Here is a 15,770-nt window from a genome sequence, read left to right as displayed (position 1 = left end):
GGTGGCCGCGGGCACGGCCCGGGGCGGGAGGGGGGCGGGGGCTTGCGGGGGGGCCGGGGCCCCGGGGGCGGCGCGCGGGGTGTGGGCCGACCCCGGGCCCGCGCCGCCGGCGCTGGCGCGCCTGCGGCGCGAGGCCGACGATCTGTTGTGCCTGTCCGCTCCGCGTGCCTTCGCCGCCGTGGGCGAGTGGTACGAGGACTTCTCCCAGACCGGTGACGACGAGGTCAGGGCCCTGCTCGCGGAAGCGGAGGCAGGTGGCGCGGCCACCTGACCGGTTTCCGGGGCGGGCGGCGTTCAGTGACCGGGCATCTCCTGCAGTACGGCGCCCGCGTACGCCCCGGTCGCCACGTTCACCACGACGTCGCCGGAGGCGGCGGGGGTGGCCCGGATGTAGGCGCCGCCGTAGCCGGAGGCCCCGGTGAAGACCCCCCACAGGACGGTCCACGGCTGCAGTTCGCCGTTCTCGTCGGGGAACATCTCCGGAACCGGGCGGATCCTGCGCTGCACGATGAAGGGGCCGCCGAGCGCCGCGAGGATCTGTGCGCGCCACTGCTCCGCGGTGAGGCCGTCCGCCCAGCCGAGCACGACGCCGTCCCCGCCGGCCAGTGAGGTCGGCTTGAGCGCCAGGTCCTGCTGGTGCGCCACGGCGTACTCGACGAGGTCGACGCGTTCGCCGCTCTCCAGCGTGACCGTGCCCGGGCGGGCCATCCGGGTCCACGGGAGGATGCGGTCCAGGCTGGCCAGTTCCCCGGCGCTGAACAGTTCGCGGTTGCGCTCGTCCGAGAGCAGGGCGAGGGCGCCCTTGCTGGCGTACGCCGCGGAGTCGAGCGGTGTGAAGATCTTGACCTCGCCCCGCTCCGCGGCGTCGAGAACCGGGTCCATGAGCGCCGGTGCCTCCGGGGACTTCAGGAGGTCCCCGATCAGGAACACCCGGAAGACGACGTCCACCGGCCGCTCGCCCAGCCACACCCGGCCGTCCCGCGCCTCCAGTTGCCCGAGGTGACAGGGGTAGGCCTCCAGGCCCAGCTCCGCCCAGCGCTCGCAGAGGACCGTCATGTAGGGAAGCATCTTCTCGTAGCCGGCCGGCGTGTCCGTCAGCGCGACCACCGGGCGGTCCTCCGGCCGGTATCCGCACTCCACGAGGACGTTGTTCACCTGCTCGCGCATCGAGTCCACGAAGCCCAGACCGCGGCTCTCGGCGAAGCCGGCGAGCACCGGGTGTTCGAGGAGCTCGCGGCACATGTCGGCGTTGTCCATTCCGCCGACGGCGCTGCCTATGTTGAGCTCCAGCAGTTTGAAGCCCGTCCCGTCGACATACAGGTCGGCCCGGGTCTGGCAGGAGACCGCGGCACCCCTGCCCCGCATGACGGCGGCGACCTGCACCTCGGCCAGTCCCACCGCGCGGGCGAACGCCGCGAAGTCGCCACCGAACAGCCTGTCGGGCAGGCCGGCCAGCGCCGCCCTCAGGTTCGCCAGGTCGGCGTGGAGCTGGACCTGCTCGGCGCGGCCGAGGAAGAGCGGACGCGACAGGTACTTGCCCGCGTAGAACGTGTCGAGCAGCGCGGAGTCGTTCTGAGCCCCCACCAGCTCGCCTGCCTTGGCTCCACTTTCGGTCACCCTGGCCAGATATTCCTCGGTCAGCGACACGCGGTCCATGTGTGAATCTCTCTCTGCCGTTCGGTGTGTACGTGGGATCGATCCGGGCTCGGCGGCCGGTGGCGCCGGCTTCAGGCCCGGCGGGAGCGGATCAGGGCGGCGAACAGGACGAGCGACACGAGGACCGCCGAACTGATCAGCTGGATGCGGGTGTCGTGGTCGATGAACATGCGCACGAGCAGCGCGCCGATGACGGCCAGGGTGATCCAGCTCAGATACGGGTGCCCCCACATCCTGACCGGCGTCGCCGCGGGCAGGTCCCGGCGGAGGCGGAGCTGGGAGCAGGCCACGAGGACCCAGACCACGAGGAGCACCGTGCCGACCGCGTTGAGGAGGTACAGGAAGATCGTGTGCGGCCACAGCAGGTTCAGGACCACGCCGACGAACCCGAACGAGGTGGAGGCGAGGACGGCCGGGTAGGGGACGCCCGTCGGGCTGATCCGGGTCAGGGCCTTCGGGGCCTGGCGGCGCTGGGCCAGTGAGAAGGCCATCCGGGCGGCCGCGTAGGTGTTGGCGTTGAGGGCGGACAGGAGCGCGATCACGACGACGACGTTCATGATCTGCCCTGCGGCCGGGACTCCGATCTCGTCGAGGACCGCCACGAACGGGCTGGTGCCGAGGCGCGAGTCGGTCCACGGCAACAGGCTCACCACGACGATCATCGAGCCGATGTAGAAGACCGAGATCCGCCAGACCGCGCTGCGGACGGCCCGGGCGGCGGCACGGACCGGGTCGTCGGACTCGGCGGCGGCGATGGTCACGACCTCCAGGCCGCCGAACGCGGGCACGGCGAGGACGAAGCCCGCGAAGACGCCGTCCCAGCCGTGCGGGAGCAGATCGCCGGTCAGGGCCCCGGCGTCCCCGCCGGGAAGCACACCGAGGATCGCCAGTGCCCCCAGGACGAGGAAGCCGACGATCGCCGCGACCTTGATGAGGGCGAACCAGAACTCGAACTCCCCGAAGTTCCCGACCGCGGTGAGGTTGACGGCGGTGAAGACCGCCATGAACAGGAACATCAGCAGCCACTGCGGGATCACGGGCAGCCACCCGTGGACGATGACCGCGGCCGCGGTGGACTCGACGGCGAGGACGACGACGAGGGTCGTCCAGTACAACCAGCCGATGGTGAAGCCGGCCCACGGGCCGAACGCCCGTTCCGCGTGCGCGGAGAACGATCCGCTGGACGGGAACGCGGCGGCCATCTCGGCCATCATGCGCATCACCAGCATGGTGAGTACGCCCGCGGCCGCGAAGGACAGGACGATCCCCGGTCCCGCCTGCGCGACGCCCGCGCCGGAGCCGACGAACAGGCCGGACCCGATCACACCGCCCATCGCCAGCATGGTGACGTGGCGGGAACGCAGCGTGCCGTGCAGTTGTCCCGGAGGCTCGGTGGTGGTCAGAACGGGCGTGGTGGTCATTCGACGTCCTTGGGCGTGACGGAGAGGGACTTGCCGGTGAGTGGGGTGTGCAGGGGTGCCCCCGCGGCGGGCCGGGCGAGCTTGGACCAGCGGATCGCGACCGCGGTGGACGCCGCCGCGCCCATGACCCCGAAGACCGCGATGACGATCGGCGCGGGCACGAGGTCGGCGGCGAACCCGGCCAGGGAGATGCCCAGTCCCTGGGCCACCCGGACCGCGGTGGAGGCCAGTCCGAAGGCCTGGCCGCGCAGGTCGTCGGGGACCGAGCTGCTGTACGCGGCGTTCGCGGGGACCTGGAAGGCCGAGAAGAGCCCGGACACCCCCCACAGGACGCAGGTGACGGCGATGCCCGGTGAGATCGCCGTGAACGCCAGCACCGCGCTGGCGGCGATCGCCAGCGGGCCGAGCATCCGCAGGCCGCGGTCCGGGCTCACCAGGCGGGTGAGCACGAACACGCCGATGACGGCGCCGGCGGGGCTGGCCGCGAGGAGGAGGCCGACACCTGTCGGGCCTTGCCCCAGGGCTTGGGCGTAGGGCGCAGCCAGGCCTTCCTTGCAGGCGTAGAAGCCCGAGAGGCAGCCGAACGCCACCAGCAGGCGGAGCCTCGGGTCGGCCCGGACCAGGCGGGCGCCGCCGGTGATCGCGCTCCGCCCGCCGCCGCCCGGTTCGGGACCGGCCGGCCTCGGGCGCCGCGCGAGACCGGCCCAGGTGAGCAGCGCCGACACCACGAACGTGCCCGCGTTGATCAACAGGGCCTTCGACGGTCCCAGCGCCGCGACGGCCACGCCGCCCGCGGCGAACCCGGCGAGCTGGCCGAGCTGGGCGGTCACGTTGACGACCGCGGCGGCGGCCAGGTACCGCTCACCCGGCACCATCGTCGGCAACAGCGCCGAGCGTGCCGCCAGATGGGGCGACTGGACGAGCTGTACGACGACCAGCAGCGCACACAGCAGCCACAGCGGGGTGTCGGGCACGGCCATGGCGGCGACCAGGCCCGCCCGGACCAGGTCGCACACCACCATCAGCCCGCGCCGCGGGTAGCGGTCCGCGAGCCACGACAGCAGCGGACCGCCCAGCAGCTCCGGCAGCAGGGTCAGGGCGTACGTCAGCGCCGCGAGCCCCGCCGACGCGCTGCGGGCGAAGACCAGCAGCGCCAGGGCGACCCTGGCGAGCTGATTGCCGCCGACCGCGGTGAGCTGCGCCAGCCAGAGCATGCGGAACTCGCCGATGGCGAAGACCTGGCCGAAGCGCGGCGCCGCGGGCGGCATGCTCACGGACGTGCCAGGGACTGCGCGCGTCCCGCCACCCGGAAGACCTTCGTGTCGGGCTCGGACACCGGTTCCCAGGCCAGGTCGTACTCGGCGAGGACCTGCCTGATCGCTCGCTCGATCTCAGCTCCGGTGTCCGCGCGGAACCGGTAGCGCCCGCCGGTCTCCTTGGCCCCGCCCGTGCCGTTGAGAACGGCACCCGGCTCCGGCAGGACCTCCGCGTACATCGCGGGCACCCGGTCGATCAGCGAGGTCGTCGACAGCACCCGGCACGGCCTGACCGGCGGCTCCGGCATCAGCAGGTAACCGCCGGCCCTGCCCGCGAGGTCGAGATCGGGCAGCGACGGTGACTCCCCCAGCGACAGCCGGGCGGCGACTTCGAGCAGATCGAGCCCGTAGACCTCGCGCCAGAGGTGCGGAAGTTCCGCACCGCCCGCTCGCGCGGCCACCTCGAGGAACACCAGCCCGTCGTACTCACCCGGTCCGGCCGGGTCGACGGCGAACACCTCGAGATGGAAGACGCTGCTGCGCACGCCGAGGGCGGCCAGCACCACCTCCGAGTACCCGACCAGCTGTTTCTCCAGTACGGGATCGTCGCTGGTGACAGAGCCGAACGAGGCGCCCAGGGCGTAGTCGAGACAGGTGTTGAGCAGCCGGAAGGCCCGCAGCACGCGCACGGTGCCGTCCTGCACCACGCCGTCGACCTGGTACATCGTCCCGGTGATGAACTCCTCGCATTCGTAGTTCTCCAGTGGCGACGCGAGCGTCTCCTCCAGCGAGGCGAGGGAGTTGATCAGGTAGATGCCCTGGCTCCCCGAGCCGTCGCGGGGCTTGATCACGACGGGGAATCCGGTCTCCTCGGCGAACCGGCGGACCTGTCCGGGCGAGTCGGCGGCGACGAAGCGCGGCACGCGCAGGCCCGCGGAGGCGACGAGCTGTTTCATCGACATCTTGTCGCGCACCCGCTCGACCTCTGCCGGGCCGGGCCCCTCCACCCCCAACAGCTCGCGCAGGGCGGCCGCGACCTCCAGGTCGCGTTCGAACAGGGCGACGACGTGGTCCAGGGGGCCGAACCGCCGCACGATGTCCAGGGCCAGCTCCGACACCGCCGCCCAGTCCGCCAGGTCGTCGACGACGGCCACGGTCTCGGCGCGGTCGGCGTCGACACCCGTGCGCCCCCCTGCGGCGGTGAGGTAGGCGACCCGGTCGGCGGTGTGATCGATGTAGTCGGTGTAGCGGCAGCCCACTTCTTCGTTGAAGCGGTTGAGGACGAGGACGTGCCTGCCCGGGGCGGTCCGTTCGCTCATGCGCCCGGCAGCTCACGGGTGAGGTGCATCAGCGCGGTGTAGGGCGGGAGGTCGAAGTCGACGACGTCCGCACGCTGCCAGCCGGCCTCGGAGAGCACCTCGTTCCATTCGCCCAGCGAAGGGATCATCTGACCCATGACGGCGTGCGCGGTCTCGAACCCCAGCGTGAAGACCGGGTGCGGCTCGGTGGGCGGGAGGTCGGAGCGGTAGGTGTCGCAGATGATCAGGTCGGTGGCCGAGGGGAACGCCTCGCCGATGAGCTTCAGGCTCGCCAGGCACTCCTCGCGCGGCCACAGGTCGTGTCCCATCATGAAGCAGCACACGAAGTCGACCTGGCTGAACTCCGGCCGGTACTCCATGCGCGTCGCGTCGCCGTGGACCACCGAGATGCGCTGGTCGAGCCCGGCGTTCGCGACCGACTCCGTGGCCAGGGCCACCGCGCCCGGCGCGAAGTCCACACCGATCCCGCGGAACTCCGGGTCCCGCCCGGCGAGCTTGATCAGCCGCTCGCCGCTGCCGCAGCCGAGGTCGGCGCCGTAGGTGAGCCCGCGGTCCGCGATGATCTTGTAGAACGTCGGGTCCACGTAGGAGAAGCCCGCGTCGCGTGCGGCCAGGCCGATCGCCTTGTAGTCGCGCACCACGAAGTCCCCGGTACGGCTGGAGTTCCTGACGAGCTGCGGCATGGTCCTGAACAGGTCGCCGCAACCCCTGGTGAGCCAGTAGAAGAAGCCCTTCTTGGCCCAGGTGTCGGCGAAGAGCGGGCCAGGCGTGGCGAAGGCGTGTCCGGGGCCGAGCACGACGATCCCGGCGATCGCCAGGCCGCGGGCGATGGCCTCCACCGAGGGTGCGTGGAGGTCGTGTTCCCGGGCGAAGTCGGCCAGGTCGACCGGCTGGTCCGACACGTCCAGCCGCTCCAGCAGGCCCAGCTCCCACGCGGCCGATATCGCGTAGGCCGTGAGCGTGTTGTTGTAGACGTCGTCGATAACGGAATTGGTCATGATTCCCCCAGATTGTTCGTCTGAACGGCAGACAGAAGGTCGTCCACTGCCGTGATGAGAGCGGCGACGTCGGTGGCGGAGCCCACCGTCACGCGCAGGTCGGCGCCGACCGGTTGGACGCGGACACCGCGGTCGAGCAGGTCGGCGGCCCACGTGGACCGGCCGTGCGGAGGCCGGACGTACAGGAAGTTGGCCTGACTCGGTGACACTTCGAAGCCGCGCGCGGTCAACGCGTCGGCCAGTGAATCCCGTTGCCGGCGGTTGTGTGCACGGCGCTCCGCCGGCACGGACGGGTCGGCCAGAGCGGCGAGTGCGGCGGTGCAGGCGGCCGTGCTCACGCTGAACGGCGTCTGCAGCGAGCGGAGCGCGCCGATGAGGCAGGCGTTGCCGATGCCGTAGCCGATCCGGAGGCCGGCCAGCCCGTGGATCTTCGAGAACGTCCTGGTGGTCAGTACGTTGGGCAGGTCGGACAGGGCGCCGAGAGACAGCTCGCCGTCGTCCACGTCCGCGTAGTCGTGGTAGGCCTCGTCGTTGAGCACGACGGTCGTGTCGGGCAGGCGGCCGGCCAGGTCGGCGATCTCCCGCCTGGGCCGTGCGGACCCCGTGGGATTGTGCGGGTTGGACAGGGCCACGAGCCCGACGGACGCGTCCGCCAGATGCGTCGCCAGGTCCCCGTCCAGTGGCCACGGCCGGGTGAGCGCCGGCGTCCCGCACTGGGCGGCCAGCATCGGATAGAACTCGAACTCGGGTTCGTGGAAGAAGGCGGCCCGGTCCGGACCGGTGAACGCCCGCCAGGCGAGGCTGATGATCTCGGCGCTGCCCGCCCCGACCAGGACCCGGTTCAGCGGGACGTCGTACAGCTCCGCGATCGCGGTCTCCAGGGCGCTCGACGCGGCCGGGTACCGGTGCAGCTCCGGGATCAGCGCGTGCAGGGCGTCGGCGACGCCGGCGGGTGGCCCCTGCGGGTGTTCGTTGGCGTGAAGGCGTAGCGTCACGAGGCGTCCACCAGCCATTTTCGTGCGCCAGGCCCCGGATATGCGTCAATCCCGACCACGTCACGTCCCCCCTTCGATTCGACTTCGCCTAACCTAGAAACCGCCACTGGACGGCGACTGGACGGCAGGTCATCGGCCAGACGGGCGAGGGGGTGCGGGAAGACTGCGGGGGGGGAACCACGCATGCAGATCCAGCTGCTCGGCCCGGTGCGGGTCATGCAGGGCGGTGCCCAGATCGACATACCGACGGCGGGCCGACGGGCCGTCCTCGGGTTGCTCGGGCTGGCGTCGGGCAGACCGGTGTCCAGGGCGGAGCTGATCGACGCGCTGTGGCACGACGACCCGCCCCACACCGCGGTGAACATCATCCAGACCCACGTCAAGCACTTACGGAAGCTGCTCGAACCCGAACGGCCGCACCGCGCGCCGAGTTCGCTGCTTCCCTCGGTCGGTGACGGCTACGGGCTCCGCACGCAGGGCTGCGACATCGACGTCCTCTCGTTCCGCGCGGGGGTCAGCCAGGCCGCGGCGGCGCGGCAGCTGGGAGACCATGCGAGGGCCCTCACGCTGTTCGATACCGCGCTGGGCCTGTGGCGTGCGGCTTCTCCGCTGTCCGATGTCCCGGCGCTGGCGACCCACCCCTCGACCCTCGCGCTGGTCGAGGAGCGGTTCGCGGCGCTGGCGGCCAAGGGGGAGACCTTCCTGGCCGCCGGGGCGGCCGACGAGGCGGTCGCCCTGTTCGAGCAGGCCGCACACGCCCGTCCGCTGGACGAAGCGGCCCTGGCGCGGCTCATCCGCGGCTACGAGGCCGCGGGGAGGCGGGCCGCGGCCGTCAGCACCTATCACGAGGTCCGCCGCCGACTGGCCGACGAACTCGGCATCAGGCCGGGCCCGGAGCTGGTCTCCGCCTACAACGCGCTCCTGGCGGAGGACACCGGACTCCGCTCCCCGGGGGCGCAGCGGCGGCGGGTACCGGCGACCCTGCCCGGCGACGTCACCGACTTCGTCGGCAGGCAGCGGGAACTCGCCGACCTCGACCAGGTCCTGGTCGGGGCCGGCGGCACCGCGGTGCCCATCGCCGTGGTCTCCGGGACGGCAGGAGTCGGCAAGACGGCGCTGGCACTGCACTGGTCGCACCTGGCCCGGGCCCGTTTCCCGGACGGCCAGCTCTATGTCGACCTGCGGGGCTACGATCCGCAGCAGCCCCTGTCCGGCGCGGACGCGCTGTCCAGGCTCCTGTCCGCGCTGGGCCTGCCCGCCCACGAGATCCCGCTCGAGATGGCCGACCGGGTGACCCGGTACCGGACCGAGATCAGCGGACGCCGGATCCTCATCGTCGTGGACAACGCGTCATCGGTGGACCAGGTTCGGCCGCTGCTGCCCGGCACCGGGTCCTGTGCGGTCGTGGTGACCAGCCGCGACACCCTGGGCGAGCTCGTCGCGCGGCACGGCGCCCGGCGGCTGAGCCTCGACCTCCTCCCGATGAGCGATTCACTGGACCTGCTGCGCAGGCTGATCGGCGATCGCGTCGACAGCGAACCGGAGGTCGGCGAGGCGCTGGCCGCGCAGTGCGTCGGGCTGCCGCTGGCGCTGCGCGTGGCAGCGGAACTCGCCGCCATGCTGCGGACCACTCCCCTGCCGTACCTGGTGACGGAGCTGGCGGACCGCCGCAGGCGGCTGGGCATGCTGGACTCGGTCGGCAGCCCGATCAGCGCGGTCTTCTCCTGGTCCTACCAGCACCTGCCCGCGTCCGCGGCGCGCGTCTTCCGGCTGCTGGGCCTCCAGTTGGGTCCCCACATCTCGCTGAGTGCCTCCGCCGCCCTCGCCGGGCGCAGTCCGCAGGACACCCGCGCGGCCCTGACCATGCTCACCCGCGCACATCTGGTCCACATGACCGGTCCGGACCGGTACGGCATGCACGATCTGCTCCGGGCCTACGCCACCGAGCTCGCCCACGACGACGTCTCGCCCGTGGACCAGGCCGGCGCACAGCAACGGCTCGTCGACTACTACCTCCACACCGCACACGCCGCCGGCGCGATGCTGGACCATCGCGACCCGATCGAGCTCCCCGCGCCCGCGCCGGGTGTGCCGCTGGTGGACTTCGCCGGCCGCGACAGCGCGCTGGCGTGGTTCGCCTCCGAACACCAGACCCTGCTGGCCGCGGTCGACTCGGCCCGCGACACCCACGTGGGACACCTGGCCCGGTCCATGTCGACGTACCTCGAACAACGCGGCCACTGGCCCGACTGGGTCGCCACCCAGCACGCCGCCCTCGACGCCGCGCACCGGCTCGGCGACCGGCCGGGCATCGCGGAGGCGCACCGCGAACTGGGCCGGGCCAATGCCAGGATGGGCCGCTACGACGAGGCCGGTCGCCTTCTGCGCCGGGCGGTCTCACTGTTCGAGGAGCTCGGCGATCCACTCGGCCAGGCGCACTGCCACAACAACCTGACTCTGGTGTTCGAGCGTCAGCACGACTTCCTCCTGGCCCTGGAGCAGGCCGCCCTGGCGCTGACGAAGTACCGGGTCGCGGACAACCGGGTCGGCGAGGCCAGGGCGCTCAACAACATGGGCTGGTGCAACACCAAGCTCGGCCGGTACGCCGCAGCGGTCAGCTGCTGCGAGAGCGCGCTCGCCCGCCAGCGGGAGATCGGCGACCGCAGCGGCGAGAGCGCCACCCTGGACACCTTGGGCTTCGTGCACCACAACGTCGGCAGACACCAGCAGGCCATCGCGTGCTACGAACGGGCCCGCGACATCTACCGCGAGTTCGGCGACCGGTTCAACGAGGCTTCCCTGCTCACCCACCTCGGCGACACCGCACACGCCGCGAGCGACCCCGACACCGCCGGGGAGGCATGGCAGAACGCCCGCGACATCTTCGTCGAGCTCGGCGACACCGCCGCCGCGGATCAGCTCGACGTCAAGCTCGGCGGCCTCTCCGGCGAGCCGGACGGCATGCGGTGAGATGAACCGCCGCTCCCGCCGATCCCGCCCCGGGCCTGCCCGCGCGCCCGGGCCGCCCGCCACCGACCCGGCACGTGCCGCGGGGTTCAGCGGCGGAGGTCTGCCAGGACCTCCCGGGCGGCCCTGGTGCCGGAGGCCAGTGCCCCCTGGAGGGAGCCGGTGGCACGGTGGTCACCGCAGACGTAGCGGCCGGGGCCGATCCGGGTCGTCCGGATCAGCGGAAGGGGCGGCGCCATGGCCGGAAGCGCGTCGCGGACGGTGTGCCGGTGCACCAGCTCCCAGGCGTCGGTGTCGGAGCCGTACGCTTCGGCGAGCGCCGCCCGGACCACCGCTTCCTCCGTGGGGTCGGGTGCTCCGAGGACCGAGGTGGAGATCAGTGCGCGGCCGTCGGGGGCGTAGCCGGAGTGCACCTCGCTGAGCACGCAGGTGTTGAGGAACCGGCGTCGGGTGTCGATGAGGAGCGTGGGTTCCCGCAGCGGGGAGCGGTCGGCGGCGTGGTAGAGGGTGGTGACGGTACGGCCGGCGGGTACGGCGAGTGCGGGCAGCAAGCGGACCGCCGCCGTCTGATTGGTCGCGACGACGACGGCGCGGGCCCGGCGGTGGGTCCCGTCGGCCAGTGCCACCCCTTCGTCGGTGAGGCGGGCGACCGGGGTGCCGGTGCTCAGGACGCCGGGAGGGAGCCGGCCGGCGAGCTGGGCGGGTACGGCTCCGATGCCGTCGGCGGGCAGGCACAGGGTGCCGCGGAGCATACTGCGCCAGACGAAGTGGAAGACCCGGGAAGAGGTCTCCAGGCGGTCCTCGAGGAACACGCCTGACAGGAACGGCCGGAAGAAGGTCTCGACCAGCTGGGCGGACAGGCCGGCCTCCGCCAGCGCCGTGAGGGTCGTCCGGTCGGGTCGCGCGCGCAGCCACCGGGGTGGGAGGAGCATGTCCTGCGCGCTCAGCAGTCCGAGCGCGGTCAGGTCACGGGCCGAGGCCAGCCGGCCGGGGAGCAGGTCGCGGCTTTCCCGGGGCCGCCGGGTGGGGTCGGTGAACCGGAGCAGACGCCCGCCTCCGCTGTGCACGAGCACTCCGGGGGTGAAGGCTCTGAGCCGCAGGGGGCGGAGCGCGAGGCGTCGTTTGACTTGCGGGTACGCGGTGTTGAGGACCTGGAACCCGCGGTCGACGACGAACCCGGAGACGCGGTCGGTGCGCATGCGCCCGCCCGGCTGGTCGGCGGCCTCCAGCAGGCCGACGTCGAGGCCGCCGGCGAGCAGGTCCGCGGCGCAGGCGAGTCCGGCGGCGCCCGCGCCGATCACGATCACGTCCCGGCTGCCTCCGCGGTCCCGCTCCATCGCCGGTCGCCTTCCGTTCGGGTTCCTGGGTTACTCGGTCCTGCTCCCCCGGGCCACGCTACGCCGCGGGGGAGGTCGGCCTGCCGGGCCACGCCGGGGTGGGCCCGCCGGGGAGCCGGGCCTTCAGCCGAACCCTTGTGGCGGGTCGCCGTCGGCCCCGTCGGGAAGGGGGACGAGCCCGAGCATGCCGACGGCCAGCGACGCGGTGGTGCGGTGCCAGGTCCGGGCGTCCCGCAGCATCGTGTGGCCGCCCTTGCGCATGCGGACGGCCACGGTGGTGGCGCCCGCCCGCTCGGCACGGGCCAGGAACTCCCAGGCTTCCCGCGCTGCGGTGACCCTGTCGTGCTGGTCGTGGAGGACGGCGACCTGGCGGCCGCGCAGGTGGCCGACCGGTTCTCCGGGTGGACACCAAGGAGCGAGGGCCACGACTCCGCGTACCTGTGGGTGGCCGGCGAGCCGGAGGGCGGCGCGCCCTCCCATGGAGTGGCCCACCAGCACGACCGGAACATCGCCCACCCGCTCCGTGAGATCGCGGAGCGCCTCACGGGCGTCGTGCAGGGCGTCCTCGCGTTCGCCGTTCCAGCCGCGGTGGCCGTAGCGCACCTGGGCGACGGCGATGAGGTCGCGCCGGCCGGCCCGCAGGAGCGGTGGGGCGAACAGGCGCATGCGAGCGGCGGGGAGGTCCAGGAGCGGCGGGGGTTCCAGGGCCTCCGAGCGTCCGCCGTGCAGGAGGAGCACGGCTCCTCGGGCGCGTGGCGGGACCCGGCGGACCACGAGCCGGGAGCCGCTTGCGGGCACGCGGTGCGCACCCCGTGGGTCGACGGTCATGGACGTTCTGTCCGCGCGGTCTGCCGACGTGGTGGCCGGGGGACGAATCCACTGGTGCGTGCCGTATAGGCGGCGTAGCCGGGCCGGCCGGCCATGTGCCGTTCCAGGAGCCGCTTGCCGCTGCCCCGGATGAGCAGCAGGCTCATGACGACCGGCGAGATCAGGCACAGGAGCGCGGTCTGCCAGGTTGCGCAGGCCATCAGGTACAGGCCCCACCAGACGAGGAAGTCGCCGAAGTAGTTCGGGTGCCGGGTCCAGCTCCACAGCCCGCGGTCCATGATCCGGCCGTGGTGGGCCGGGTCGGCCTTGAACCGTGCGAGCTGGTGGTCGCCGATCGCCTCGAAGGCCAGACCCGTGGCCCATACGCCCAGCCCGGCCCAGGTCAGGACGCCGGCCGGGGTGGGGACGTACTGGGCGGCCTGGACGGGCAGCGAGATCAGCCAGACCAGGGCCGCCTGGAGGAGGTAGACCGTGCGCAGGGCGTACAGGGTGCGGTTGCCGGAGGCTTTGGCCAGCATCTTCTCGTAGCGGGGGTCCTCGCCGTGGCCGCGCCCGCGCCGGGCGATGTGGGCGGCCAGACGCAGTCCCCACACGCAGGTGGCGAGGGTGACGACGAGCCGGCGGGTGTCGTCTCCCTGGCCCGCGGACAGGAAGTAGCCGACCGCGGCGACGGCGCTGAAGGCGACTCCCCAGGCCACGTCCACGACCCGGTGCAGACGACGGGCGGAGCCGACCGCGAAGGCGACCAGCAGAACGGCCAGGGAGGCGCCGGCGGCCGCCGCCAGGTTGACGGCGAGGGCGGCCCAGAACGTGCTGTTCATGGCGTGTGCTCCTGGCCGCGGGAACCCCGTGGGGTCGGTGACGTGCCCGAGGCGGACGCGCACATGAGGATCTGACGGACGTCGAGGTAGTGCGACCGGAATCCGGCCTCGGAATAGGCGAGGTACAGCTCCCACATGCGCCGGAACGTCGCGTCGAAGCCGAGTTCCCCGACCTGTTGGGCGTGTGCGGTGAAGCGTTCCCGCCACAGGCGCAGGGTCTCGGCGTAGTGGTCGCCGTACCCGTGGTCGGAGACGGTGCGCAGGCCGGCCCCGGCCGCGTTCGCCTCGATGGCTTCCCGGGAGGGGATGAGCCCGCCGGGGAAGACGTACTTGCTGATCCAGGTGTGCGTACGGCTGGTGTTCAGCATCCGCTCGTGCGGCATGGTGATCGCCTGCAGGGCGATCCGCCCGCCGGGGGCGAGCGCCGCGCGCAGGGCACGGAAGTATCCGGGCCAGAAGTCCGCGCCGACCGCTTCGATCATTTCGACGCTGACGACGGCGTCGTACGTGCCCGTCACTTCCCGGTAGTCGCACAGCCGCACGTCCACGCGGTGGGTGAGCCCGGCCTCGGCCACCCGGCGCACGGCCAGGTCGCGTTGCTCGGTGGAGAGCGTGACGGTCACCACGTCGGCGCCCCGTGCGGCCGCCCGCAGCGCGAGTTCGCCCCAGCCGGTGCCGATCTCCAGCAGTCGGGTGGCGGAGCCGACGGCGGCGAGGTCGAGGAGGCGGTCGATCTTGCGGTGCTGGGCGGTTGCCAGGCCCTCCTGGCGTGCGGGGAACGAGGTGAAGACCGCCGAGGAGTACGTCATCGTCTCGTCGAGGAACAGTTCGAACAGTTCGTTCGACAGGTCGTAGTGCCGCCGGACGTTCTCCCGGGACCCGGCGACGGAGTTGCGGTGGGTCTGCGGCCTGTGGCGCGTCCACGCACCGCGCAGGCGCCGCAGGGGGGCGGGGACGAGGTCGTCGACGTGCAGGGCCAGGACCGTCAGCAGGCCGGGCAGGTCGTCGCTGTCCCAATCGCCTGCCATGTAGGACTCGCCGAAGCCGATGAGTCCCTGGGAGCCGACCCGCTCGAAGAAGGCGTCGGGCCGGTGCACCTGCAGGCCGGGGCCGCTGCCGGTGGCGGGGCCGTCACCCAGCCGTACGCGCAGCGGCAGCCGGGCGAGGGCCCGGCCGATGAGGAGCCGGGCCGCGGCCGTGTGACCGGGCCGGGCACGGGGCGGGCGGGCCACGTCCGGCCAGGCGTCGGCGTCGGGCACGTGGCGGGTTGCCCGTACGTCAGCTGCCCGTACGGTGGCCGGCCGTACGGTGGCCGCCGGTGCCGGTACGTGGTACGTGGCGCCCTCGGGGTCGGCCGGTTCGGTCGCGCGGGGGATCGAGAGGGTCACGGTGCGATGCCTTCCTGGGGGCTGTGGGTGGGCCGGGGGTGCACGGGCAGGCCGCGCAGGTACAGACGGACGCCGTGGCGGCGGATACCCGCCCAGACCGCGGCTGTGGACCATGGGCGGCGGACGGCGGCCCTGAGCAGGGCACACGGGGTTGCCGGGCGGTGCGCACCACGCAGGGTGGCGGTGAAGGGGCGCCCGCCCTCCCGGGCCAGCTGCACCGTGATGTCCAGGCGGTCGCCGGGGACGGGCAGCCGCATCAGGTAGCGGCCGTCGACGGGGAAGAAGGGCGAGACGTAGAAGGCCTTGGCGGTCTCGGCGCGGGCCGCGCCGTCGGTCCGCAGCAGATAGCAGTGGCGTTGACCGTAGGTGTTGTGCACCTCGGCCACCACGCACCGCAGCGCCCCTGACCGGTCAAAGCACCAGAACAGGGTGAGGGGGTTGAAGACGTAGCCGAGGACCCTGGCGTGTGCCAGCATCAGCACCTTTCCGTCCGACGGCGTCACGCCCTGGGAGGCGAGATAGGCGTCGAGGCCGGCGCGCAGGGTCGGCCGCGTCCCGTCGAAGTGGTCCCGGCTCTCGAAGCGGGCCAGCGGCCTGAGCGGACGCGGCAGCCCGGGCAGGGCGTCGAGGTCGACCAGCCACATGTACGTGCGGTGGCGGAAGGAGTACCGGACGGGCTGTGTCCGCGCGTGGGAGACGACGCAGTCGTACAGGGCCGGCGCCGCCGTCGTCGGCGCGGCCGCGAAACCGGCCGGGATCCGGGTCCGGTGGTGAGGGGGGCGGC

The 15,770-nt window shown here is 72.7% G+C and carries 12 protein-coding genes and 1 pseudogene; 2 read left to right on the top strand and 11 right to left on the bottom strand.

The window, feature by feature from the left end:
* Positions 1 to 271, top strand: a pseudogene (locus tag ACFCZ1_RS02080) (phosphoribosyltransferase); the annotation flags it as partial.
* Between the two features lie 23 nt (positions 272 to 294).
* On the opposite strand, the gene ACFCZ1_RS02075 reads toward ACFCZ1_RS02080, so the two are convergent.
* The 6 genes from ACFCZ1_RS02075 to ACFCZ1_RS02050 all read right to left on the bottom strand — a co-directional run bounded on the left by ACFCZ1_RS02075 (position 295) and on the right by ACFCZ1_RS02050 (position 7,645).
* The gene (locus tag ACFCZ1_RS02075; RefSeq protein ID WP_376676378.1) at positions 295 to 1,656 is read right to left on the bottom strand and encodes a hypothetical protein; all 1,362 of its coding nucleotides are present in this window, start codon (positions 1,654 to 1,656) and stop codon (positions 295 to 297) included.
* 71 nt (positions 1,657 to 1,727) lie between these two features.
* The gene (locus tag ACFCZ1_RS02070; RefSeq protein WP_376676377.1) at positions 1,728 to 3,077 is read right to left on the bottom strand and encodes an amino acid permease; all 1,350 of its coding nucleotides are present in this window, start codon (positions 3,075 to 3,077) and stop codon (positions 1,728 to 1,730) included.
* On the bottom strand, positions 3,074 to 4,345 hold the full coding sequence (locus tag ACFCZ1_RS02065; protein ID WP_376676768.1) for an MFS transporter: 1,272 nt from the start codon (positions 4,343 to 4,345) through the stop codon (positions 3,074 to 3,076). Before ACFCZ1_RS02065 ends, ACFCZ1_RS02070 begins: the two co-directional genes overlap by 4 nt.
* Positions 4,346 to 4,347: 2 nt before the next feature.
* Positions 4,348 to 5,652, bottom strand: a complete 1,305-nt coding sequence (locus ACFCZ1_RS02060; protein ID WP_376676376.1) for an acetyl-CoA carboxylase biotin carboxylase subunit family protein — start codon at positions 5,650 to 5,652, stop codon at positions 4,348 to 4,350.
* Positions 5,649 to 6,650 (bottom strand): class I SAM-dependent methyltransferase, encoded by a 1,002-nt coding sequence (locus tag ACFCZ1_RS02055; RefSeq protein WP_376676375.1) that lies wholly within the window; start codon positions 6,648 to 6,650, stop codon positions 5,649 to 5,651. Before ACFCZ1_RS02055 ends, ACFCZ1_RS02060 begins: the two co-directional genes overlap by 4 nt.
* On the bottom strand, positions 6,647 to 7,645 hold the full coding sequence (locus ACFCZ1_RS02050) for a pyridoxal phosphate-dependent aminotransferase (RefSeq protein ID WP_376676374.1): 999 nt from the start codon (positions 7,643 to 7,645) through the stop codon (positions 6,647 to 6,649). Before ACFCZ1_RS02050 ends, ACFCZ1_RS02055 begins: the two co-directional genes overlap by 4 nt.
* 183 nt (positions 7,646 to 7,828) lie before the next feature.
* On the opposite strand from ACFCZ1_RS02050, the gene ACFCZ1_RS02045 reads away from it, so the two are divergent.
* Positions 7,829 to 10,615 carry a tetratricopeptide repeat protein gene (locus ACFCZ1_RS02045; protein WP_376676373.1) on the top strand — a complete coding sequence of 929 codons (2,787 nt, stop codon included), beginning with the start codon at positions 7,829 to 7,831 and terminating at the stop codon, positions 10,613 to 10,615.
* 86 nt (positions 10,616 to 10,701) lie between these two features.
* On the opposite strand, the gene ACFCZ1_RS02040 is transcribed toward ACFCZ1_RS02045, so the two are convergent.
* From ACFCZ1_RS02040 to ACFCZ1_RS02020, 5 genes are all read right to left on the bottom strand, one after another.
* Positions 10,702 to 11,949 carry an NAD(P)/FAD-dependent oxidoreductase gene (locus tag ACFCZ1_RS02040; protein ID WP_376676372.1) on the bottom strand — a complete coding sequence of 416 codons (1,248 nt, stop codon included), beginning with the start codon at positions 11,947 to 11,949 and terminating at the stop codon, positions 10,702 to 10,704.
* Positions 11,950 to 12,072: 123 nt separating this feature from the next.
* A complete protein-coding gene (locus ACFCZ1_RS02035) occupies positions 12,073 to 12,777 on the bottom strand; it encodes an alpha/beta hydrolase (protein ID WP_376676371.1) in 705 nt (234 codons plus the stop codon).
* Complete coding sequence (locus ACFCZ1_RS02030) at positions 12,774 to 13,598, bottom strand: DUF1295 domain-containing protein (protein ID WP_376676370.1); 825 nt, start codon at positions 13,596 to 13,598, stop codon at positions 12,774 to 12,776. Before ACFCZ1_RS02030 ends, ACFCZ1_RS02035 begins: the two co-directional genes overlap by 4 nt.
* Positions 13,595 to 14,986: a class I SAM-dependent methyltransferase gene (locus tag ACFCZ1_RS02025; protein ID WP_376676369.1), complete on the bottom strand. Its 1,392-nt coding sequence runs from the start codon at positions 14,984 to 14,986 to the stop codon at positions 13,595 to 13,597. Before ACFCZ1_RS02025 ends, ACFCZ1_RS02030 begins: the two co-directional genes overlap by 4 nt.
* Positions 14,983 to 15,744, bottom strand: a complete 762-nt coding sequence (locus tag ACFCZ1_RS02020; protein WP_376676767.1) for a DUF1365 domain-containing protein — start codon at positions 15,742 to 15,744, stop codon at positions 14,983 to 14,985. Before ACFCZ1_RS02020 ends, ACFCZ1_RS02025 begins: the two co-directional genes overlap by 4 nt.
* Positions 15,745 to 15,770: the final 26 nt, after the last annotated feature.

The organism is Streptomyces sp. NPDC056224 (assembly GCF_042267665.1).
Taxonomy (GTDB): Bacteria; Actinomycetota; Actinomycetes; order Streptomycetales; family Streptomycetaceae; genus Streptomyces.
This window is presented reverse-complemented; position numbering and strand designations above follow the sequence as displayed.